The organism is Lysobacter arenosi, assembly GCF_016613475.2.
GTDB lineage: Bacteria > Pseudomonadota > Gammaproteobacteria > Xanthomonadales > Xanthomonadaceae > Lysobacter_J > Lysobacter_J arenosi.
This window is the reverse complement of the sequence record NZ_CP071517.1, coordinates 219,045-238,605: the sequence shown is the minus strand read 5'-3', so window position 1 is coordinate 238,605 and position 19,561 is coordinate 219,045. Positions and strand designations below refer to the sequence as shown.

Below are 19,561 nucleotides of genomic sequence, written 5' to 3'. Positions count from 1 at the left end.
CCCGACGGTCCGCCGTCGGGACGACAGCTACATCCGCGCCAGCACCAGGTGCGAATGCATCGGCACCACCACGTGCCCGTCGCACATCTGCTCCCTGATCGCCCCGGCCATCCGCGCCTGTGCCGCCTCGGTCAGCTCCGCGCGCGCCTTCGCGTCGAGGTGCTGCGTTGCCGGCACCGCCGCGGCAATCACGTCCACCTCCATCGCGACGAAGGTGTCCGGATCGGGAAACGCCGCCGGCATCGCCCGCGCCTCGATCGAAATATCGCGGAATCCGGCATCGCGCAGCAGCGATTCCAGCTCCGACGCTTCGCCCAGCGCGAATGGCGAGGCAAGCGCGGGAATGCCAATCAGCTCGACCAGCACGTCGTTGAACCGCGACCAGAACGGGTGGTGGTCAAGGCCGCACCAGACCGCAAGCGCGAGGCGACCGTCGTCGCGCAGCACGCGCCGCGCTTCCCCCAATGCCGCCGCGCGGTCCGGGACGAACTGCAAGCCGTGCTGGCACAGCGCCAGGTCGAATTCGGCCTCGGCGAACGGCAGCACTTCCAGCCGCCCCTGCTTCCATTCAATGTCGAGCCCTTCCAGCGCGCCCTGGACCTGCGCCACGCCGAGCATGTCGGGGTTGAGGTCGACGCCGACCACGCGCCCGTCCGGCGCCACCCGCGGTGCGGCCAGGCGCGCGACGATGCCGGTGCCGCAGGCCAGGTCGAGCAGGTGCTCGCCGGGCGCCGGTTGCGCCAGGTCCAGCAGCGCGCCGACCCAGGGGCGGAACAGCACCGGGACCATCTCGCGTTCGTAGGTGACGGCAGGATTGCTCATGGGGCTCCTTCGGCGTTCCTTGCCGGACGCCTCGATATTCGGCCGTCCATGCGGACGGGAACGTGTAGGCGCCCGGGCGGCGGCCTGGCATGCCAGGCGCGCCCGGCTGCGCTAGGCTTGCGCGATGAAGATCATCGAAGTCCGCCACCCGCTGGTGCAGCACAAGCTGGGCCTGATGCGCCTGGCCGGCATCAGCACCAAGGAATTCCGCGAGCTCGCGTCCGAAGTGGCCACGTTGCTCACCTACGAGGCCACCGCCGACCTGGAGACCGAGGAGGTCATGGTCGAAGGCTGGGCCGGGCCGGTGAAGACGCGCCGCATCAAGGGCGCGAAGGTGACCCTGGTGCCGATCCTGCGCGCCGGGCTGGGCATGCTGCCAGGCGTGCTCGAGCTGATCCCCGCCGCCAAGGTCGGCGTGGTCGGCCTGCAGCGCGACGAGCGCACGCTGGAGCCGGTCGGCTACTACGAAAAACTCACCGGTCGCATGGACGAACGCACCGCGCTGATCCTCGATCCAATGCTGGCCACCGGCGGCACGCTGGTCGCCACCGTCGACATGCTCAAGGCGGCAGGCTGCAAGCGCATCAAGGGACTGTTCCTGGTCGCGGCGCCGGAAGGGCTGCGCGTGCTCGAAAGCCGCCACCCGGACGTCGAGGTGTACACCGCCTCGATCGACGACCGCCTCAACGACGTCGGCTACATCCTGCCGGGCCTGGGCGACGCCGGCGACAAGATCTTCGGCACGCGGCACAACGGCTGAGTCCTATCGTCATCCCGGCTTTCGCCGGTATGACGGGGAACTAGCCGCGCCTGCGTCGCACGCGCCGCCACACCAGCGCAGCGACGAGCAGCATCGCCGCCGCGCCCAGCAACCACGGCAACAGCCGCTGGTCCGTCCCCGGCGGCAATTCCACGACCGTCGATGCGCGCTCCGCACTCAATGCCTGCGCGGCGGCTTCCGGCGACAGCACCCAGCGATCACCGCGAAGTTCCACCTTGCCTTCCAGCGGCGGCAGGCTCAGCTCGCGCCAGGTGATGCGGATGTCGCCGATCTGCGGATCGAGCGGATTCTCGGCACTGCCCAGGCCGTCGCCTTCGGGCTGGAACGACGCCGCCAGGTTCGCCGGCAGGCGCGAGAAGTTGGGTCGGAACACGCGCCATTGGCCCAGCGTCTGCAGCACCGCCAGGTCGATCGGCTTGCCTTCCAGCGTCGCGTCGTCGGACCACCAGCGTCGGTTGTCCAACGGCAGCTTCTTCGGATTGGCGTGCCCCGGCGCGAAGTGCGACGAGTCGATCGCAGCCGTGTTCCACACGCGCGTGTAGGCGTCGCGGTCGGCACGCCACTGATACATCTCGACCCTGCGATCCAGGCCAAAGCCGCGCGTGCCAACGCCGAAATCGCGGTCGCGCAGTGCCTTTCCGGCTTGTGGTGGATCGAGCGAATCATCGACGACCGCAGGCTGTGCCCATGCCTTGCCGCAGCACGCTGCGCCCATGGCCAGCGCGCAGGCCAGCGACAGCCAGGCTGTCGCTCCGGGCCGCGTCATGCGCCCAGCGCCCTCGCCTGCAGTTCGGCCACCTCGTGGGTCGTGCCGAATTTGCCCTTGTCGTCCTGGGTGACCTGCGCCAGCGCGCACTGCGGATCGTGGGTGAAGAACAGATGGACGTTGCGACGCAGCTTGTCGGCGAGGAAGGCCTTCTTCTCGTCGATCAGCAACTCGGCGTTGCGGTCGTAACCCATCGTGATCGGCACATGCACCCACGGCCGTCCCGGGATCAGGTCGGCGCAGAACACCACGCCGCCGTGCGTCTCGCCGTCGACCTGGTCGGGGCCGACGATCTCGGCCAGCATCAGTCCCGGCGTATGGCCGTCGCTGTAGTGGAAGCGCACCGTCTTGCCGAGCGTGCGCGAGTACTCGCCATCGACCAGTTCGAGACGACCGGTCGCTTCGAGCAGGCCGGGCAGTTCCGGAATGAAGCTCGCGCGATCGCGCGGATGCGGGTTCAGCGCGCGCTCGTAATGCTCGCGACCGACGACATAGGTCGCGTTCGGGAACAGCAGCTTCGGCGCCTCGCCTTCCTTCCACGGCGCGAGCAGACCGCCGGCATGATCGAAGTGCAGGTGCGACAGCACCACCACATCGACATCTTCCGGGGCGAAGCCTGCCGCTGCCAGCGACTGCACCAGCACGTGCTGGTCTTCGACTACGCCGTAGCGCTCGCGCAGCTTCGGCTCGAAGAACGCACCGATGCCGGTTTCGAACAGCACGGTCTTGCCGGCAAGCGGGCTGGCGAGCAGCGCGCGGCAGGCCAGTTCGATGCGGTTTTGCTCGTCGGGCGCGGACCATTTGGCCCACATCGCGCGCGGCGCATTGCCGAACATCGCACCGCCATCGAGCTTCTGGCTGTTGCCGAGAATTGACCAGAGTTTCATGGGACTAGGGTAACTCCCCTCGCGTTAGGTTCGCGATAGCTCAATTCAACGAATCTCCGTTCGTCCTGAGCGTAGCGCAGCGAAGTCGAAGGATCGGGAACCCGGAAACCGCCAGCGACTTGGTCCTACGACTTCGCGCCTTTGGCGCTACGCTCAGGACGAACGGTATCGGGGGTTTGCCGGGGCCAGTGATCGAAGCGGGCTCAGCGCCCCTCTACGGCACCCTTGCCTACCGGGTTGCGCGGGTCCGTGCCGGCTTCGAGCACGTTGCTGCGCTTGTCCCAGGACACCGTCTGCAGGTTGCCCCAGGTGTTTTCGCCGGCATTGACCTTGTGCCCCATCGCTTCCAGCGCCGTCACCGTCTGCGCGTCCAGCGTGCCCTTCTCGGCGGAAATCACGTCCGGCATCCACTGGTGGTGGATGCGCGGCAGTGCGGCAACTTCCTGCGCGCCCAGGCCGGCGTCGTAGCCGAGGATGCCCAGCAGCACTTCGGTGATGATGCGGCTGCCACCGGGTGCGCCGATCACGGCCAGCTTGTCCTTGGATTCGATGAAGCTCGGCGTCATCGAGCTGAGCATGCGCTTGCCCGCTGCCGGCGCGTTGGCGGCAAAGCCCATCACACCGAACGCGTTGGGCGTGCCCGGACGCAGGGCGAAGTCGTCCATCTCGTTGTTGAGCAGCACACCCGTACCCGGCGCGACCATGCCCGAGCCATAGAGCAGGTTCACGGTCTGCGTGGTCGATACGCGATTGCCGGCGGCATCGATGATCGAGAAGTGCGTGGTTTCGTCGTCTTCCAGCGGTGCCGGCTGGCCCGGCAGCAGATCGCTGGGCGTGGCCTTCTCCGGGTGGATCGTCGCGCGCAACCCGGCGGCGTAATCGACACTGGTCAGTCGCGCCAGCGGCATCTTCACGAAGTCCGGATCGCCCAGGTAGATCGTGCGGTCGCGGAAGGCGCGACGCATCGCCTCGGTGATCAGGTGGGTGCGATGCGCCTGGTCGAGCTTGGACAGGTCCCAGCCCGACAGCATCTGCAGCATCTCCGCCAGCGCCACGCCACCCGACGACGGCGGCGGCGCGGTGGTGACGGTCCAGTCGCGGTACTGGAAGTGCAGCGGCTCGCGTTCCTTGACGCGATAGCCCGCCAGCTCGTCGGCGCGCCATTGCCCGCCTTCTTCCTTCACCGCGGCCAGCAACTTGGCGGCGACTTCGCCGTGATAGAAGCCATCGAAGCCCTTGTCGGCCAGCAGCTCCAGCGTGCGGGCCAGGTCCGGCTGCTTGAGGATCTCGCCGGCCTTGAGCGGGCTGCCGTCGGCAAGGAACACCTCGCGCGTGCCGCGGTAACGCTCCATGACCTCGCGACGACTGCCGTAACCACGTTCCAGGCGCGGATAGACCTCGAAGCCTTCGCGCGCGATGCGGATCGCAGGCGCCAGCGTCGTCTTCAGCGGCAACCGGCCGTACTTGCCCGAGACATGCACCAGCGCCGCAGGCAGGCCCGGGATGCCGGCCGACCACGGGCCATTGGTGGCGCGGTCGCGGTTGAGCTCGCCCTTGTCGTCGAGGTACGCCGCTGGCGTCGACGCGGCGACTGCGGTCTCGCGCGCATCGACGAAGACATCCTTGCCACTCTTCGCATCGTGCAGCAGGAAGAAGCCGCCGCCGCCGATGCCCGAGCTGATCGGCTCGACCACTGCCAGCGTTGCCGACACCGCGACCGCGGCATCGAAGGCGTTGCCGCCGGCGCGGATCATCTCCATGCCGGCATCGGTGGCCAGCGCGTGGGCACTGGCGATCGCGACGCCCGGCGGATGGCCGGCAGGCCTGGCGGCTTTCTGCGCTGCGTGAAGCGGCAGCGTCGCGGTGAGCAGGAGACCGGCGGACAACACACTGGCGCTCACCAGCGCACGCAACGCTTGACGCATCATTTCAGCTCCTGCTGCAGGCGCGCGAGCTTGGCCAGCAACTGTTCGTTGGTTTCGGGGTGGTCCGCGTCGGGGTCGATGCACTCGACGGGACAGACGACCACGCATTGGGGTTCGTCGAAATGGCCGACGCATTCGGTGCAGCGCGCCGGATCGATCACGTAGATGGTCTCGCCCTGCGAAATCGCCTGGTTCGGACAGGCCGGTTCGCAGACATCGCAGTTGACGCAGAGCTCGTTGATCTTGAGGGACATGGGGGGACTCAGGCCGACGGCAGGGGGAGACTCATTCCATCAGGCCACTACTTCTCGTCGTTCCCGGGAAGGCGGGAATCCAGGGGCGCTGGCTTCTGATATGCGTGCCGCAACGGGCAAAAGCAACGTCCCTGGATCCCCGCCTTCGCGGGGATGACGATTCCACAAAGGCGGGGCCGCTGGGCGGCCCCGCGTGGAATCGTCACTTGGCTTCGATGAACTCGTACTTCGCGCCCGACGGCTCGACGGCAGCCTTGACGCGCTCGCTGTCGGCGCTGGCGCCGATGAACATCACGCGCACGCCCTTCATCGTGCCCGCCTGGGCACCGGCGAACGAGGCGATCGCCAGGTCAGCCGACTTGGGCGAGTTCTGCGAGCCGAAAGCCAGCAGCGTGCCCTCGACGCCACCGCGGGCGACGTCGCCCTGCGCCTTCTCGAGCTGGCGTGCGTACTCGCCCTCGAAGTCGGCACCGGCCGGGTCCGGCAGGGTGTACAGGTAGACGTTGGTGGCGCCTTCGATGTTGCGCTTGACCACTTCGGTCAGGTACGTGTCCCAGGCAGCGCCTTCATTGGTGGTCGGCGCGACCAGCGGCGCTTCGACGACGGCGGGCTTGTCTTCGCCCTTGTTGCAGGCAACGAGCAGCGGCATGGACAGGCAAGCGAGCAGCAACAGGCGGGTGGTGGTCTTCATCGGGGTCCCCTTCGGTGACTTTAGGTTTGTGTAATGGTGGAACTGGTGGAGGTTCTGGATGCTTTGAGCGCGTCCGCGCGGACGCCGTCGCGGATCAACGGTGGTTGCGTTGCCATTGCGCCTGCAACGCTGCGGCTACCGCCGGCGGCACGAAACCCGAGACATCGCCGCCCAGGCGGGAGATCTCGCGCACCAGCGAAGAGGAAATGAAGCCGTACTGCTCGGCAGGTGTCAGGAACAGCGTCTCGACTTCCGGTATCAGGTGGCGGTTCATGCTGGCCAGCTGGAACTCGTACTCGAAGTCCGACACCGCGCGCAGCCCGCGCAGCAGCACGCCACCGCCGACCTGGTCGACGAAGTGCGCCAGCAGGCTGTCGAATCCGCGGACCTCGACATTGGCGTGATGGGCGACCGCCTTGCGCGCCAGCTCGACCCGCAGGTCCAGTGGCAGCGCCGGGCTCTTCCCCGGGCTTTCGGCGACACCGATGATCAGCCGCTCGAACAGCGGCGCTGCGCGGTCGACCAGGTCGATATGGCCGTTGGTGATCGGGTCGAAGGTGCCGGGGTATACGGCGATTCGGTTTCGGGCCACGGTCATTCGGTCGTCGACAGGTGGCCGAAGTGTAACAGTGGCGGAAAACCGGGTGGCGCCGGCAGGCCCGGCCCGCCTGCGACACAGTATTCCGTCGCCCCTACCCCTGCGACGACGTCCGCCTAACTCCGCTTGTAGAGGGCAAAACGCACCTCCCGCGTCCGCCCCTCGCGGTGCAGGCGCCAGTCCGGCGGCAATTGCGGCGCTGCGTCATGCGGTGCCTCGACGTACAGCCAGGCGTCGGGCCCGAGCGTGGCCACGACCAGCGGCAACGCCTTGTCCCACAGGCCGGCGGCGAAAGGCGGATCCAGGAACGCCAGGTCGAAACCCGCCCCGGCCTGCCCCGCCAGCCAGGACAGCGCGTCGCCCTGGACGACCGTCGCTGCCTCCCCGCCGGGCAGGCGCGCGGCCAGTTCGCGCAGGGCATTGGCCAGGCCCGCGTCGCGCTCGACCAGCACCGCGCTGGCGGCACCGCGCGAAAGCGCCTCCATGCCCAGCGCGCCACTGCCGGCGAACACATCAAGGACGCGGGCGCCGGGCAGCATCGGCATCAACCAGTTGAACAGGGTCTCGCGGACGCGGTCCGAGGTTGGCCGCAGACCGTCGACAGCGGGCACGGTCAGGCGCGTGCCGCGCCAGCGTCCACCGATCAGGCGCACCTTGCCCGCGGCCGCAGTGGCCGGCATCGCGACGGTGCCGGGAAGGCGTCGGGGCGGTTTGTTCATCGGGGTCGGGAGGGGGCCGGTGCTAGCATGTGTGCATTCTCGCGCATTCCCCCATTGCCCTCGATGCTCAGTTTTTTCCGCCGCAAGAAACCCCAGACTCCAGCCGAAGCGGCAAAGCCGGGCACAAGCGAGGGCGCGTACAGCACCGAGGAACTTGCCGCGGCTTTCCCGGCACCGCTCGAAGCCGAGGCGACTGACGCCGAACCGGTCGTCGAGCCGCCGCAGCCCGAGCACCGCGAACCCGAGCCGGTACCCGCCGAGATCATCGCCGCCGCACTCGACGTCGAGCCGGTCCAGACCCAAGCCGCCGAGCCGGAACCGCAACTTTCGCTTCCGCCCGAAGCCGCCCTCGCCACCCATCCCATCGTCGCCCCTGCCGCGCCGGGCAAGACCGGCTGGCGCGAGCGCCTGCGCGGCAGCAGCTTCGCGCGCAGCTTCAGCGGCCTGTTCTCGCGCAATCCCAAGCTCGACGACGACCTGCTCGACGAGATCGAGACCGCGCTGATCACCGCCGACGTCGGCGTCGGCGCGACCACCGAGCTGATCGAATCGCTGCGCAAGCGCATGAAGGCGCGCGAGTTCGCCGATGCCCGCGCATTGCTGGCCGCGTTGCGCGCGGACCTGCTGGCGATGCTGCTTCCGGTCGCGCAGCCACTGCAGATCGACACCAACGCCAAGCCCTTCGTGCTGCTCACCGTCGGCGTCAACGGCGTCGGCAAGACCACCACGATCGGCAAGCTCGCCAAGCGCTTCAAGGACGAGAACCGCCCGCTGATGCTCGCCGCCGGCGACACCTTCCGCGCCGCCGCCGTCGCCCAGCTGCAGGCCTGGGGCGATCGCAACGGCGTGCCGGTCGTCGCCCAGGGCCAAAACGCCGACGCTGCGTCGGTGGCCTTCGATGCCCTGCAGGCCGCCAAGGCGCGCGGCACGCAGGTGCTGATCGCCGACACCGCCGGCCGCCTGCACACCCAGCAGGGCCTGATGGCCGAATTGGGCAAGATCAAGCGTGTGATCCAGAAGATCGACGTCAACGCACCGCACGAGGTCTTGATGGTGATCGACGGCACCACCGGCCAGAACGCCCTCTCCCAGTTGCGCCAGTTCCATGCCGCGGTTGGCGTAACGGGCCTGGTCGTGACCAAGCTCGACGGCACCGCCAAGGGTGGCGTGGTGTTCGCGCTCGCTCGCGAGTTCGGCATTCCGATCCGTTTCGCCGGAATCGGTGAGCGTCCGGAAGACCTGCGCGTGTTCGATGCCGAGGCCTTCGTCGACGCCCTGCTGCCGGGTTCGCTCGGCGCCTGACGCGGCCGACGCCACGCATGGCCACGCCGGAACCCGCCATCCCGCGTCGCCCTTCGCGCCGCCGCAATCTTGTTCTGATCGCGCTGGTCGTCGCGCTCGCCCTGTTCGTGCTCGCATTGCGCTGGGTCGGGCAACCCAGTCGCGTCGCCGGATTGATCCTCTCCCAGGCCGGCAATGCCCTCGGCCTGGAGATCACTGCCGCCGGCGCCAGCGAGTACCGGCTGCGCGGCACGCCGATGCTGCTGCTTCGTGATGTCGTCGCCCGCCAACCCGGTGCGCCCACGCCACTGCTGCGCGCCGAGCGCATCCAGCTCGAACTGCCATGGGCCACCATCCGCGCCGCCGGTGACGACCTCACGGTTCGCCGCATCGAACTGGACGCGCCGCAACTGGACCTCGCGGCACTGCAGCGCTGGCAGGCCACGCGGCCTCCGTCGAAGACGCGGATCCCGACGCTCACCGAGGGTATGCGCCTGCAGCGTGGTCGCGTCATCGGCGATGGCTGGTCGGTCGATGCGCTCGACATCGACCTGCCTGCGCTTTATCCCGACCGCGCCCTGAGCGCACACCTGCGTGGACGTTTCATCAGCGGCACACTCGCCGCGCCGTTCGACCTCGATGCAGCGCTGACCCGCTTCGCCGTCAACGCCGGCCTGGGCCTGAGCGGCGATGTCGGCGTCGAATCACCGCCATGGTCGCTGCCGATGCGACTGACGTTGTCCGGGCGCGTGCGCGACGGCGACGATGGCATGGGGGTCGACGTCATCCGACTTGGCGCGGTCGCGCGCTATCGCAACGGCGAAACCGAACTGCCGTTCGTGTTCGGTCTGGCCGGCCCGCTGCGCCTGCATTCGGGCGAAGTGACCATGACGCCGCTAGGCTTCGCCCTGCGCGGACGCGACGCCATGCCGAGCTTTCATGCACGGGGCGGATTCGCATTTGGCGACGCATTGGCGTTGCGACTGGACGGCATGATCGCCGACTGGCCGAAAGCCTGGCCGGCACTGCCCGAACCGCTGGAATCATCGGTGTCGGCACTTCCATTCAAGTACGAATATCGAGGCCGCGCCGACTTGTCCGACACCAGTGCGCTGCAACTACAGCGCGATGAGACCCACTTCGACGGTCACTTCCGCCTGCCGGAAGTGCTGACGTGGATCGACACCATCGACCAGGGGACACCGCTGCCACCCTTGGCCGGGCATCTGTCGACGCCGAAGCTGGATATTGCCGGCGGGACGCTTGAAGGCGTGGAAGTCGACTTCGCTCCATCCCCAGGCGAGGCGATGACGCCGTGAGCACCACGACATCCGTGGACCCGTTCGCCACGCGCCTGCTTGCCTGGTTCGACGTCAGTGGTCGCCATGACCTGCCCTGGCAGCACCCACGCTCGCCGTATCGGGTGTGGCTGTCGGAGATCATGCTGCAGCAGACCCAGGTCAAGACCGCCGCGCCCTACTTCGAGCGTTTCGTCGCGGCGCTGCCAACCCTGCGCGACCTCGCCGCCGCGCCGCTCGACGACGTGCTCGCGCTGTGGTCGGGCCTGGGCTATTACGCCCGCGCACGCAATCTGCACGCCGCGGCCAAGCGCTGCGTCGAACTGCACGACGGCGACCTGCCGCGCGATCTCGACGCACTCACCGCCCTGCCCGGCATCGGCCGCAGCACCGCGGCGGCGATCGCGTCGCAGGCGTGGGGCGAGCGTTGCGCGATCCTCGACGGCAACGTCAAGCGCGTGCTCACGCGCTACCACGGCATTGACGGTTATCCCGGCCTGCCCGCAGTCGAAAAGAAACTCTGGTCGCTGGCCGAGGACCATGTCGCCCGCGCGGAGTTGCCGCCGCTGCGGATGGCCGACTACACCCAGGCGCAGATGGACCTGGGCGCAACACTCTGCACGCGCGCCGACCCGGCCTGCGTGTTGTGCCCGATGCAGGACGACTGCGTCGCCCGCCGCGAAGGCCGCGTCGCTGACCTGCCCACGCCCAAGCCCGGCAAGACACCGCCGCAGAAGTACGCGCATGTTCTGTGGGCCGAAGACAGTGACGGTCGCATCCTGTTGCAGCGGCGACCGCCGAGCGGCATCTGGGCATCGCTGTGGACCCTGCCGCAGGCCGAGGACGACACGCTGGCGCAGGACTGGTTCCAGCAGCACCTCACGGGCGAGTTCTCACACGCACAGAAGCTGCCCGCCATCGACCACGCCTTCAGCCACTACAAGCTGCAACTGCAGCCGCTGCGCTGGCGCGGTACCGCGCTGCGCGGCCGGATCGGCGACAATGACGACCTGCGCTGGGTCGCACGCGAGGAACTCGGCGCGATCGGCATTCCAGCACCGATCCGCAAACTGCTGGAAGCCAGCGCCCGGGAACCCTGAACCATGCCCCGCACCGTCTACTGCGAATACGAAAAGCGCGAAACCGAAGGCCTGGACTACGTGCCGTGGCCGGGTGAGCTGGGCAAGCGCATCTTCGCCCACATCGGCAAACCCGCCTGGGCGGCGTGGCTGGCGCACCAGACCATGCTTATCAACGAGAACCGGCTGTCGCCGCTCGACCCCAAGCACCGCGCCTTCCTCGAAGGCGAGATGGAGAAGTTCCTGTTCGGCGGCGACGCGGCCAAACCCGCGGGCTACGTCGCCCCGGAAGCCTGAGTCAGGTTTTCTCGCGCTCGGCGACCTGCGCGGCGCGCTTCTCGCTTTCGGCCTGCTTCAGCGCCTTGGCGTCGACCGGACGGATTTCCTTGATCCAGCACGGGATCTGGTTGGCGCCCTGCCCCAGCACGATGACCTTGTCGAAGTTCTGGTAGACCCGCCCGAACTGGTTGGTCACGGTGATGGCCTGGGCGAAATCCAGGTCCTGGCAGGTGTTCTTGAGTTCGAGCAGGTAGACCTCGCTGGGCTTGGTCCACACCGCCAGCGCGGTCTCGCCCAGGGGCGTCCAGCCATCGAGGCGACCGAAGTACTGGAAGTTCGGAACCGGCGCACCGGCATGGGCGCGGTACAGCTGCAACTTGTCGGCATCGCTTATGCGCGACTGGCTGGCGCAGCCGCTGGCGAACAGCGCGGCCAGGCAAGCGAAGACAAGGGCTTTCATGACGCTCTCCTGCAGCCACGGGCTGCCTGTGGAAGAACACGCCCCAATCTTGCACCGCCCCGCTGCCGGCGCCGCAGCGGCCCGCGAACCCGTTCAGCGCACATCCGGCTTGCCATGCCCGCCCGTGATCCGTATCATTCCGCTCCTCGCACGGCCTGACCGTCGCGGAATGGCCGGGTAGCTCAGTTGGTAGAGCAGGGGATTGAAAATCCCCGTGTCGGGGGTTCGATTCCCTCCCCGGCCACCATGATTAAACGTAAGCCCAGTAAGGCTCTCAGGCCCTACTGGGCTTTTTCGTTCTTGGCTCTCACCACGTCCGGGGGAGCACCGGGGGAGCACGGCGATTCGATCAGCCCTCATGGGCCGAGCGGAAATCCCCACGAAGTCGCCAAATCGTCCACGTGCCGCTGATGACCAGCGCGAATGCAAGCGCGAACAGCCCGATCGGAACGACCCATCCGAGGACCTCGACGACTGGACGCAGGAGGCCCCCTGCCCCGTTGCTGATCATGGCAAGAAGTCCGTTGAGGATCAGCGCCGCTATCGCAACCACGGCGCCCTGCCACACGCGCCTACTCGCCTTGCGTTCCGTCTTTCGATATCCATGGTCCAAGTTCATACCCCAAGTGGGCCTGAGTAGTGCGGACGGGGTTGTGACGACGCGTCCAAGGGCCGGTGGCGACCTAGGGCCATTGATCCGCACGAGAAGTTGAAAATGCCTCCTAGGCGAGTAAACATTGTGCTCGCCAGGTCGTTGGCGTCCGGTCCATGCAGCTTTCACGCGCAGAACTCGACAGGCTCCTGGCCTCGTTGGATGAGGCCATAGTCCTCATGCGCACGACATATCCCGATCGCGACGACTTATTGGTCGCATTCGCGTCGGCTGCGGATGCGATCCGCGTTCAGGCCGGGACAGAAAGCAGCTATGTCTCGGCGCGACTGCTGGCAATCGCAATAGCCAACGGATTGGGGCCGGTCACGCTGAAAGACGACTAGGCCCTGCCCTGACCAGCACTGCCACCTTCGCCTTTGGGCGACCCGAAGGAGTGCAAATGGACGAGAAAGAAGCTTTCCTCGAAGGCCAGTTGACGGCCATGCAATGGGCTCTGTGGGCGATCATTGATGCCTCCCCTTCACGCGAAGCCATCTGCGCGACGGCCCTTCGGGGAGTAGCCGCGCACGATGAGCGTTATCGCCAGAGTGACCTCAGTCCGGCAGTTCGGGCTGAATTCCTGAAAGGGCTGAACACTGTCGCCGAACTGCTGTTCGCGCCAAGGGATAACACCTAGCCATAGTTGCGTTGGCTACTGTGTACGGGGGACCAAGCGGCTCCAGGGACAATTTTTCGACATCCTTGAAGACAAGCGCGCCATCCCCTTCTACGACTGCTGGGCGGCTTAACTCCACGTAACGCGCAACGCCGCAATGACTGGGTCGTCACTTGCCGCTACCTTTTAGTGCGTAACGTTGCTCGTGCATCGGACTGGTGTCATCCCAGTCTTGCCATCCGGGCCTCCGTGCAGCTCTATGCGAGATGATGAGGCTAAGCCGTGCAGATGCTTATGACCCAGGACTGCCGCGCCAGTATTACCCAAGCGGGCAGTGCGGCGGACCATTCCAGGCGTAAAGCTTTGGGAGCGCTGTGCGCATTCTCCTCCTAGAAGACGATGCACTGATGGCTGCGTGCGTAGTGCTGGCTTTGGATGCCGAGGGCCACGACACTTTTCATGCCTCGACGATAGCCAGCGCATCCGAGGCGGTCAGCACCGTATCCTTCGACGTGGCAATGCTCGACATCGAGATCGGCAAAGAGCTGTCTTTTGGTTTCGCCCATCATTTGGTGGACATAGGGCTTCGGTTCTTCTTCACCAGCGCTCGTGACCAGAATCTCTTGCCAGAGGCCTTCGCAAATGAACCCTATCTGCAGAAGCCTTACGACTTAGATCGTCTAATTCTTATCCTGAAGGAACTAAGGCCGTAACAGCGGGCGCGCGCCAGCCGCCAGGACCGCAGTCCACGTGGCAGCAAACCGCAGCGGCAGCCACACCGGGTTGCAAGCCTTGACGCTCTGCTGTCACTACGTCCGCTACAACGGAACAGTGTTCCTACTAGTCCGTATCGAATGGATGGCTACAAATTGGCTTTAGCTGTAGTAGGAGGCGCCCTCCTGGGGGCGGCATGGTTGGCCGCACCTGATCCGTCGTCGCCCGCTGACCTTGCCGATCATCTACGTACTCGCAGGACTGGGCCTCTATGCGTTGCCCTTGCCGCTCCCACCACCCGATCCGTTGCGTTTCCCAAGACTCGCTGAGCATCTCACCGAGCTAGCGGTACTTGTGGCGCTGATCGGAGCGGGACTTCGCATCGACACACGCTTCGGCTGGCGGCGTTGGACTCTGACTTGGCGACTGTTGGCCATCACGATGCCGGCGACAATCCTAGCGGGCTGGTGGTTGGGACAGGCTTGGCTCGGCTACGGGGTGGCGAGCGCTCTACTCCTGGCTGCAGTTCTGGCCCCCACTGATCCGGTGTTGGCCGCCGATGTGCAGGTGCACCCCCCCCCGGGGAGGGAGGCGAGGATCCGGTGCGCTTTGCGCTCACGTCCGAAGCTGGGTTCAATGACGGTCTGGCCTTCCCGTTCGTGTGGCTCGCGGTGGCCCTGGCTCTGGATGCAGCAGGCGAACCGATGGACTGGGGCCGGTGGCTGGCGCTGGACGTGCTATGGCGGGTGCTCGGTGGCATCGGCATCGGCGCGGCGGTGGGTTACGGTCTAATGCACCTGATCTTCCGCAGCGAACGCGCTCCGAACTTGTCCACGAGCAGCGACGGCCTAACCGCGCTTGCCATCACTTTGATCGTCTATGGCGTGGCCGAGTTGTGCCATACCTATGGTTTTCTGGCGGTCTTCGTCGGCGCGCTGGTGGTGCGTCAGCTCGAGCACGACCACGAGTACCACGCCACCTTGGATCTCTTCGCGCAACAGTGCGAGAAGCTGCTGACTGCATTGCTGCTGCTACTGCTGGGCGGGGCGGTTGCGGGAGGAATACTGCGGGGATTAGGCTGGCGAGAAATCACCTTTGCAGCAATCTTCGTTCTGGGTGTGCGCCCCCTGGCTGGTTGGCTCGCCCTGCTGGGCACCGCGTTGACGCGCCGCGAGCGCTGGGCCATTGCCATCTTCGGTGTACGCGGGATTGGCTCGTTGTATTACCTGGCATTCGCCTTTAACCATGCGCAATTCGAGGGCACGCAAGCCCTGTGGTCAGTGGTGGCGCTGGTAGTGCTGCTGTCGATCCTGCTACATGGAGTCAGCGCAGGCTGGGTCATGGACATGCTCGACCGCATACGGAACCGCCGCGCACGCCGACCGCCACAGGCCAGGAGCAATTGAAGCTACGAGCGAGATGGAATTGGCTTGGCTGACCAACGTAATCGCTACTGACTCAAGGTAGTGGTCAGCTCCGTCTAGTACGACCAGGCGGGTGACCTTACCTCCCGTGGTCGAGATCCCTTCGCGCTTGGGAGGGGTCTACCGGGAGGTCTGAATCCTCCCAAGCTTGATGAATCCTGGGTTCGACAGCTTCCCACCCGATCCCGGTCGCGCTGACATACGACCGCCAAAGTTGCTCGAGTTTCCTTGAGGCAACTTTCCAGGTTGAGTCCGGATACAGCTCTCGAGCCTGCTCGCCGATAGCGCGGATCAGCGCCGAGTACGGACGCGAATCAACTGCTCGGTCATGTCCTACTGCCATCGGAACCCGCTCGTGTCGACCTCACTGGGCCATTGCCTTAACCGCGCCCTTGACACCTGCTTTGGTCTTTTCCATTGCTATGAGAGCACTGGCAGCGTCGGACTGCTTCCAGTCTTCGTACTGCTCATCGAACTGGGCGAGTTCGTTCGCGGAGAACATCTCCCGCGCCATCTTAAACATCGTCTTCTCCTCTTCCTTGGCATGGTGATCGACGAACTCACCAAAGACCTTGGTCCGTCCAGCGAACTCCGGAGTACTCGGATCGGCGGCGTGCACCTCCGGAATCACCGAGTTCTCAACAGCGTGATGCTCCGAGATCGCCTCTGCCAGCGTCTGCAGACCTTCACGGTCTGCGCGCTCCTTGAACGCCGGATAGAAGACCTTTTCCTCCCACTTCGCGTGCGGAATGAGGGCCTCTTCAATCTTCTCCAGCAGGCCTTCCCGCTTCTTGACGCCACGATCAGTGGTCTCTTTCAGTTCCGCGAAAAGCCCGCGCAGTTCGTCATGCTCGGTCTTGAGGGTCTTAAGAATGTCGCGTGTCATGTCGTGTCAAACCTATGCGTGAGAATCACGCCTTTCAACCTAGGCGTGCCGCCATGACAGACCCGTGAGGAGCCTGAATCAACGCGCCGCAGCGCCCGCAAGTTCCAGCATCATTCGCTTCTTGTGCGCCAGGAACCTGTTCTCCATCCACCTTAGCTCAGAAGCGGAGTACTTCGACTCAAGGTCATAGAAGTACTCCGGGCCGGTAAACGCAACCGTACCCACTGCTGCGCCGATTCTGATCACGTGCCTGCGCCCGTCAATCACCTTCACGAACAAGCTGTCCCCGTCCAACAACACTTCGTTTTGCACGTTCCATCCCCGATTTTCAGATCCGCGGCAGAAAATGGCTCTGAATGGCCGCACCCGCGCACCCGGCCTCGCGATTTGGACTATGCCCCTGGGACCTCTTCGGCGATGTGAAGCTCCAGAACAAGCTCGGCGCGGCACGAGACAACTCAGGCGTAGCATGGTCCCGAGGCCCTCGAGGAGAGTGCAATGCACGGCAAGTGTCCGAAGTGTGAACAGCCGGTACTCACGGCCAAGATCAGCATCATCCAAGCCAGCGTCCCCATGGGTAAGCAATGGAAGACCATCGCGTTCTGTTGCGAGTCGTGCCTGACAGTCTTAGGAGTGCAGATCGATCCGATCGCGATCCGCACTGACCTGATAAATGCCCTGAAGCAGTGAGCCGGCTTTGTGCCTGGCAAGCCGTGGCCTTCTGCTACCCACCAAGCCCATGGTGGCTTGGTCGCGCACTGTAGGCCAGCGGTGACGCTCAGGAACCCTTTGGGAAGCCGAAGGCTGCGGCATCACCATCCAATCTCTTTGTAGCTGCTCAGGCCGAAGCGGACAGTCGACTCTGGCGCCGGTGAACGAAAAATTAATCAGTCGGCATCGCATGAGAAGCGGACCCACCCGTCTGGCTGAATGCGGATTCCGCCGGACCGCTCAGTGGTATCCGACGCGCAGGTGCCCAAGATTCTCCAGCAGCGCGAGAACGGCGAAGCCTCAGCGGGTTAGGGCGCGCTGGTTGCTGCCCGATGCGGTCTCTCGACGCCGCGCGATCAGTCCCAAGAGTACAGTGGCGGGATGATGCACCAGTTCCTCACCGCGAATCGAGACCAGTTGATAGCTCGCTGCAGGGTGAAGGTAGCCGAACGGGCGCCGGCCGGTACCGCCGGGAAAGAGTTAGAACACGGGATCACCGTGTTCCTCGATCAGGTCATAAGGACACTCGCGTTAGAGATGACCTCGGATCCGATGCGGAGTCGGAAAGTTTCTGGTCGCTCCGGCGGTGGAAAGCCAGCGCTGTCGGAGATTGGCGAATCGGCAGCACAGCACGGCAAGGAGTTGATGCAACAAGGGTTCACTATCGAAGAAGTAGTCCACGACTACGGCGACCTATGCCAGGCAATCACCGACCTGGCATTCGAACAGGATGCGGCAATCAGCATTGATGAGTTCAGGACACTCAACCGTTGCCTGGACAATGCCATCGCGAACGCCGTTACCGAATTCGGCTATCAGCGCGACTTTATCGTCGCCGATAAGCAGGCTCTCGCGCTCAACGAGAGACTTGGATTCTTTGCCCACGAACTGCGCAATCAGCTGTGTACAGCCACCCTGGCACTTTCCGTCATAAAGGGCGGCAGTGTTGGCTTAGGTGGCGCAACGGGTGTCGTGCTCGACCGGGCCCTGGTTGGCTTGAGCAATCTAATCGATCGTTCATTGGCAGAGGTCCGAATGACAGCGGGCATGCCATTGCAGAATCGGCTCTTCTCCGTTGGCGACTTCCTCGCCGAGCTGAAGCTATCTGCATCGCTTGAAGCAGACGTAAGAGGCTGCAAGTTGAATGTTTCCAACGTCGATCCGTTGTTGGCGCTCGATGTGGATCGGGACCTGATCCTGGCAGCGGCCGGAAATCTCCTCCAGAACGCCTTCAAGGTTTTCGCACCCCCATAGCGAAGTCAGCCTCAATGCATATGCGATGGCTGATCGCGTCTTGATCGACGTCGAGGACCAATGCGGAGGTCTCCCACCAGGCGACGCGGAGAAGATGTTTGAGGCTTTCACTCAAGGGGCTGAAGACCGAAGCGGTCTGGGATTGGGCCTGTCGATCTCCCGGCGGAGCATCGAGGCTAACGGGGGCATTCTCAGTGTGCGAAACGTCCCAGGTTCGGGTTGCGTTTTTACGATTGACCTTCCGCGGCATTCGGTGTCGACAACACCTGCCGCTCCACTACCGCATTCGGCGTAAACGGGCACTTTTCGGGATTCGGTGGGGAATGCGGTCGACCGGTGGATGACCAACGACCGCTTTCGACCAGACGCTTCCGTTCGCGCCTCCTCCATTGAATGCTTAGGGGCCGCAGTGCCCCCTTCACTCTGAGTGGTTCGGTGCGTTGTCGTGCACAGCCAAGAAGCCGCGCGTGCGCGTGGTGCCAGCGTTGAGAGGTGCCCTCATCGCATTCCACATGCCCTCCAGGGGGACCCAAGTCGGAGGGTACCTATGCGCCGCGACGTCGAGCACGAGTAGCCGATCGCTGTCTGCGTGGTACGCAGCGACGGGAGAGATGTGGCCCATGGGCGGTTGGCCGAGGAGTTCGCGCTCATAGTTGAGGATCAGGAAATCGCCTTCGCGCGCGAGGTTCTGACGAACCACCCGGCGGAAGTCGTCCAGGTTCGCGTCGGAGGCATGCACGATATCGACACGCGCTCCGTGCGCGCGCATTAGCGTGCCCAGTTGCCTCAGCGACATCCCGGTGAAGCTCACCTTCAACGGATGCGAATCCACGTTGGGATGGGAGAATAGCGCCGCTTCATCGAGCCGCGCGCCTCCGGCATTGAGTGTGGTCAGCGCGCTGGCAACGCCGCAGTATGCGCGCCGGGATTGCGGAACAAAGTGTGCGCGCAACTCATCGAAGTCAGCCACGGCGTCGCTGCCAGCCAGCAGCGCCCGACCGGCAGGCGTGTCCAGCACCACCAGATGCGCCGGCATCGGTTCCAGATGCTGCTGGGGTTCTCGCAAGTAGCGATTCCACACGATACCGCTTCCCAGCGCGATCGCCGCGGCGGTGAAAACGGAAAGACCGGCAATCATAGGACCCATCGCAGTTGCGGCTCGGCATGTTCGGGTTATCCCCGCTACTGGAGCAGATCGCGACGCGAATGACGTGAGGGTGAAGCCCGTGAATGAACGCGCCTGGTTCGGGTCGTCTGGCCCTTAAGACTGGAACGCCCGCCTCCCCCTAAGCTTTCCGTGCACTCAGGGTCCGAATTTCAGCCACGCGATGGCTGGCTTTGACGTGGGGAACCTGAATATGCAGCAAGGGGCCGTGCCATCGCCGCGTGACGACAAGCGGAGTTTGAGGCCGCGATGACTGGTATCGAAACACGGTCAATCGGCACATTACGGAGCAATTAGGC

At 65.2% G+C, this 19,561-nt stretch carries 24 protein-coding genes, 1 tRNA gene and 1 pseudogene; 13 read left to right on the top strand and 13 right to left on the bottom strand.

Annotation, left to right across the window (positions count from 1 at the left end):
• Nucleotides 1–27 precede the first annotated feature (27 nt).
• The gene (locus HIV01_RS01245) at nt 28–822 is read right to left on the bottom strand and encodes a class I SAM-dependent methyltransferase (RefSeq protein WP_200604474.1); all 795 of its coding nucleotides are present in this window, start codon (nt 820–822) and stop codon (nt 28–30) included.
• Between the two features lie 124 nt (nt 823–946).
• On the opposite strand from HIV01_RS01245, the gene upp reads away from it, so the two are divergent.
• Nucleotides 947–1,582: a uracil phosphoribosyltransferase gene (gene upp / locus HIV01_RS01240; protein WP_200604473.1), complete on the top strand. Its 636-nt coding sequence runs from the start codon at nt 947–949 to the stop codon at nt 1,580–1,582.
• A gap of 40 nt (nt 1,583–1,622) precedes the next feature.
• Here the strand turns inward: upp and HIV01_RS01235 are convergent, their stop codons facing one another.
• The 7 genes from HIV01_RS01235 to rsmD all read right to left on the bottom strand — a co-directional run bounded on the left by HIV01_RS01235 (nt 1,623) and on the right by rsmD (nt 7,443).
• Entirely contained in the window at nt 1,623–2,369 is a 747-nt protein-coding gene (locus tag HIV01_RS01235; protein WP_200604472.1) for a TMEM43 family protein, read from the bottom strand.
• A complete protein-coding gene (locus tag HIV01_RS01230) occupies nt 2,366–3,256 on the bottom strand; it encodes an MBL fold metallo-hydrolase (RefSeq protein WP_200604471.1) in 891 nt (296 codons plus the stop codon). Before HIV01_RS01230 ends, HIV01_RS01235 begins: the two co-directional genes overlap by 4 nt.
• Nucleotides 3,257–3,459: 203 nt before the next feature.
• Nucleotides 3,460–5,181, bottom strand: a complete 1,722-nt coding sequence (gene ggt / locus HIV01_RS01225) for a gamma-glutamyltransferase (protein ID WP_425600245.1) — start codon at nt 5,179–5,181, stop codon at nt 3,460–3,462.
• The gene (locus HIV01_RS01220) at nt 5,181–5,435 is read right to left on the bottom strand and encodes a YfhL family 4Fe-4S dicluster ferredoxin (protein ID WP_200604469.1); all 255 of its coding nucleotides are present in this window, start codon (nt 5,433–5,435) and stop codon (nt 5,181–5,183) included. Before HIV01_RS01220 ends, ggt begins: the two co-directional genes overlap by 1 nt.
• A gap of 202 nt (nt 5,436–5,637) precedes the next feature.
• The gene (locus tag HIV01_RS01215; protein ID WP_200604468.1) at nt 5,638–6,126 is read right to left on the bottom strand and encodes a hypothetical protein; all 489 of its coding nucleotides are present in this window, start codon (nt 6,124–6,126) and stop codon (nt 5,638–5,640) included.
• Between the two features lie 94 nt (nt 6,127–6,220).
• The gene (coaD, locus tag HIV01_RS01210; protein WP_158733222.1) at nt 6,221–6,724 is read right to left on the bottom strand and encodes a pantetheine-phosphate adenylyltransferase; all 504 of its coding nucleotides are present in this window, start codon (nt 6,722–6,724) and stop codon (nt 6,221–6,223) included.
• Nucleotides 6,725–6,840: 116 nt separating this feature from the next.
• On the bottom strand, nt 6,841–7,443 hold the full coding sequence (rsmD, locus tag HIV01_RS01205) for a 16S rRNA (guanine(966)-N(2))-methyltransferase RsmD (protein ID WP_200604467.1): 603 nt from the start codon (nt 7,441–7,443) through the stop codon (nt 6,841–6,843).
• Between the two features lie 63 nt (nt 7,444–7,506).
• On the opposite strand from rsmD, the gene ftsY reads away from it, so the two are divergent.
• The 4 genes from ftsY to HIV01_RS01185 are packed head-to-tail and all read left to right on the top strand — an operon-like array spanning nt 7,507 to nt 11,398.
• Nucleotides 7,507–8,745 (top strand): signal recognition particle-docking protein FtsY, encoded by a 1,239-nt coding sequence (gene ftsY / locus HIV01_RS01200; RefSeq protein WP_200604466.1) that lies wholly within the window; start codon nt 7,507–7,509, stop codon nt 8,743–8,745.
• A 17-nt stretch (nt 8,746–8,762) separates the two neighbouring features.
• Entirely contained in the window at nt 8,763–10,043 is a 1,281-nt protein-coding gene (locus HIV01_RS01195) for an AsmA family protein (RefSeq protein WP_200604465.1), read from the top strand.
• Nucleotides 10,040–11,122: an A/G-specific adenine glycosylase gene (mutY, locus tag HIV01_RS01190; RefSeq protein ID WP_245156883.1), complete on the top strand. Its 1,083-nt coding sequence runs from the start codon at nt 10,040–10,042 to the stop codon at nt 11,120–11,122. The genes HIV01_RS01195 and mutY overlap by 4 nt, the downstream gene beginning before the upstream one ends.
• Before the next feature lie 3 nt (nt 11,123–11,125).
• Nucleotides 11,126–11,398, top strand: coding sequence for an oxidative damage protection protein (locus HIV01_RS01185; protein WP_200604464.1), 273 nt, complete (start codon nt 11,126–11,128; stop codon nt 11,396–11,398).
• A gap of 1 nt (nt 11,399) precedes the next feature.
• Here the strand turns inward: HIV01_RS01185 and HIV01_RS01180 are convergent, their stop codons facing one another.
• The gene (locus HIV01_RS01180; RefSeq protein ID WP_200604463.1) at nt 11,400–11,840 is read right to left on the bottom strand and encodes a DUF6491 family protein; all 441 of its coding nucleotides are present in this window, start codon (nt 11,838–11,840) and stop codon (nt 11,400–11,402) included.
• 171 nt (nt 11,841–12,011) lie between these two features.
• On the opposite strand from HIV01_RS01180, the gene HIV01_RS01175 reads away from it, so the two are divergent.
• A tRNA-Phe gene (locus HIV01_RS01175) sits at nt 12,012–12,087 on the top strand.
• Nucleotides 12,088–12,189: 102 nt separating this feature from the next.
• On the opposite strand, the gene HIV01_RS01170 is transcribed toward HIV01_RS01175, so the two are convergent.
• A complete protein-coding gene (locus tag HIV01_RS01170; protein WP_200604462.1) occupies nt 12,190–12,408 on the bottom strand; it encodes a hypothetical protein in 219 nt (72 codons plus the stop codon).
• A 200-nt stretch (nt 12,409–12,608) separates the two neighbouring features.
• Here HIV01_RS01170 and HIV01_RS01165 point away from each other — a divergent pair, with 200 nt between their 5' ends.
• From HIV01_RS01165 to HIV01_RS01150, 5 genes and pseudogenes are all read left to right on the top strand, one after another.
• A complete protein-coding gene (locus tag HIV01_RS01165) occupies nt 12,609–12,836 on the top strand; it encodes a hypothetical protein (RefSeq protein WP_200604461.1) in 228 nt (75 codons plus the stop codon).
• A gap of 56 nt (nt 12,837–12,892) precedes the next feature.
• A complete protein-coding gene (locus HIV01_RS01160; RefSeq protein ID WP_200604460.1) occupies nt 12,893–13,129 on the top strand; it encodes a hypothetical protein in 237 nt (78 codons plus the stop codon).
• 386 nt (nt 13,130–13,515) lie between these two features.
• Nucleotides 13,516–13,821 carry a response regulator gene (locus HIV01_RS01155; RefSeq protein WP_200604459.1) on the top strand — a complete coding sequence of 102 codons (306 nt, stop codon included), beginning with the start codon at nt 13,516–13,518 and terminating at the stop codon, nt 13,819–13,821.
• A 211-nt stretch (nt 13,822–14,032) separates the two neighbouring features.
• Nucleotides 14,033–14,371, top strand: a pseudogene (locus HIV01_RS18280) (cation:proton antiporter domain-containing protein); the annotation flags it as partial.
• A gap of 53 nt (nt 14,372–14,424) precedes the next feature.
• Nucleotides 14,425–15,228 (top strand): cation:proton antiporter domain-containing protein, encoded by an 804-nt coding sequence (locus HIV01_RS01150; RefSeq protein WP_200604458.1) that lies wholly within the window; start codon nt 14,425–14,427, stop codon nt 15,226–15,228.
• A 382-nt stretch (nt 15,229–15,610) separates the two neighbouring features.
• Here the strand turns inward: HIV01_RS01150 and HIV01_RS01145 are convergent, their stop codons facing one another.
• Nucleotides 15,611–16,132, bottom strand: coding sequence for a hemerythrin domain-containing protein (locus HIV01_RS01145; protein ID WP_200604457.1), 522 nt, complete (start codon nt 16,130–16,132; stop codon nt 15,611–15,613).
• A 78-nt stretch (nt 16,133–16,210) separates the two neighbouring features.
• A complete protein-coding gene (locus HIV01_RS01140) occupies nt 16,211–16,444 on the bottom strand; it encodes a hypothetical protein (protein WP_200604456.1) in 234 nt (77 codons plus the stop codon).
• 783 nt (nt 16,445–17,227) lie between these two features.
• Here HIV01_RS01140 and HIV01_RS01135 point away from each other — a divergent pair.
• Together HIV01_RS01135 and HIV01_RS18275 are read left to right on the top strand one after the other, a co-directional pair.
• Complete coding sequence (locus HIV01_RS01135; protein WP_207527045.1) at nt 17,228–18,097, top strand: RsbRD N-terminal domain-containing protein; 870 nt, start codon at nt 17,228–17,230, stop codon at nt 18,095–18,097.
• A 25-nt stretch (nt 18,098–18,122) separates the two neighbouring features.
• The gene (locus tag HIV01_RS18275) at nt 18,123–18,392 is read left to right on the top strand and encodes a sensor histidine kinase (protein ID WP_200604454.1); all 270 of its coding nucleotides are present in this window, start codon (nt 18,123–18,125) and stop codon (nt 18,390–18,392) included.
• Nucleotides 18,393–18,515: 123 nt separating this feature from the next.
• On the opposite strand, the gene HIV01_RS01125 is transcribed toward HIV01_RS18275, so the two are convergent.
• Nucleotides 18,516–19,235 carry a phytochelatin synthase family protein gene (locus HIV01_RS01125; protein ID WP_200604453.1) on the bottom strand — a complete coding sequence of 240 codons (720 nt, stop codon included), beginning with the start codon at nt 19,233–19,235 and terminating at the stop codon, nt 18,516–18,518.
• Nucleotides 19,236–19,561 lie beyond the last annotated feature (326 nt).

Excerpts from the sequence above, each read along its gene's own strand:
- HIV01_RS01160 (WP_200604460.1), top strand. The coding sequence starts at position 12,893 with ATGGACGAGAAAGAAGCTTTCCTCGAAGGCCAGTTGACGGCCATGCAA.
- rsmD (WP_200604467.1), bottom strand. The coding sequence starts at position 7,443 with ATGAACAAACCGCCCCGACGCCTTCCCGGCACCGTCGCGATGCCGGCC.
- HIV01_RS01245 (WP_200604474.1), bottom strand. The coding sequence starts at position 822 with ATGAGCAATCCTGCCGTCACCTACGAACGCGAGATGGTCCCGGTGCTG.
- HIV01_RS18275 (WP_200604454.1), top strand. The coding sequence starts at position 18,123 with ATGGCTGATCGCGTCTTGATCGACGTCGAGGACCAATGCGGAGGTCTC.
- HIV01_RS01235 (WP_200604472.1), bottom strand. The coding sequence starts at position 2,369 with ATGACGCGGCCCGGAGCGACAGCCTGGCTGTCGCTGGCCTGCGCGCTG.
- HIV01_RS01185 (WP_200604464.1), top strand. The coding sequence starts at position 11,126 with ATGCCCCGCACCGTCTACTGCGAATACGAAAAGCGCGAAACCGAAGGC.
- HIV01_RS01180 (WP_200604463.1), bottom strand. The coding sequence starts at position 11,840 with ATGAAAGCCCTTGTCTTCGCTTGCCTGGCCGCGCTGTTCGCCAGCGGC.
- HIV01_RS01195 (WP_200604465.1), top strand. The coding sequence starts at position 8,763 with ATGGCCACGCCGGAACCCGCCATCCCGCGTCGCCCTTCGCGCCGCCGC.
- HIV01_RS01145 (WP_200604457.1), bottom strand. The coding sequence starts at position 16,132 with ATGACACGCGACATTCTTAAGACCCTCAAGACCGAGCATGACGAACTG.
- HIV01_RS01220 (WP_200604469.1), bottom strand. The coding sequence starts at position 5,435 with ATGTCCCTCAAGATCAACGAGCTCTGCGTCAACTGCGATGTCTGCGAA.
- HIV01_RS01125 (WP_200604453.1), bottom strand. The coding sequence starts at position 19,235 with ATGATTGCCGGTCTTTCCGTTTTCACCGCCGCGGCGATCGCGCTGGGA.
- HIV01_RS01135 (WP_207527045.1), top strand. The coding sequence starts at position 17,228 with ATGCACCAGTTCCTCACCGCGAATCGAGACCAGTTGATAGCTCGCTGC.
- ftsY (WP_200604466.1), top strand. The coding sequence starts at position 7,507 with ATGCTCAGTTTTTTCCGCCGCAAGAAACCCCAGACTCCAGCCGAAGCG.
- HIV01_RS01215 (WP_200604468.1), bottom strand. The coding sequence starts at position 6,126 with ATGAAGACCACCACCCGCCTGTTGCTGCTCGCTTGCCTGTCCATGCCG.
- HIV01_RS01165 (WP_200604461.1), top strand. The coding sequence starts at position 12,609 with ATGCAGCTTTCACGCGCAGAACTCGACAGGCTCCTGGCCTCGTTGGAT.
- HIV01_RS01230 (WP_200604471.1), bottom strand. The coding sequence starts at position 3,256 with ATGAAACTCTGGTCAATTCTCGGCAACAGCCAGAAGCTCGATGGCGGT.
- upp (WP_200604473.1), top strand. The coding sequence starts at position 947 with ATGAAGATCATCGAAGTCCGCCACCCGCTGGTGCAGCACAAGCTGGGC.
- coaD (WP_158733222.1), bottom strand. The coding sequence starts at position 6,724 with ATGACCGTGGCCCGAAACCGAATCGCCGTATACCCCGGCACCTTCGAC.
- HIV01_RS01155 (WP_200604459.1), top strand. The coding sequence starts at position 13,516 with ATGGCTGCGTGCGTAGTGCTGGCTTTGGATGCCGAGGGCCACGACACT.
- ggt (WP_425600245.1), bottom strand. The coding sequence starts at position 5,181 with ATGCGTCAAGCGTTGCGTGCGCTGGTGAGCGCCAGTGTGTTGTCCGCC.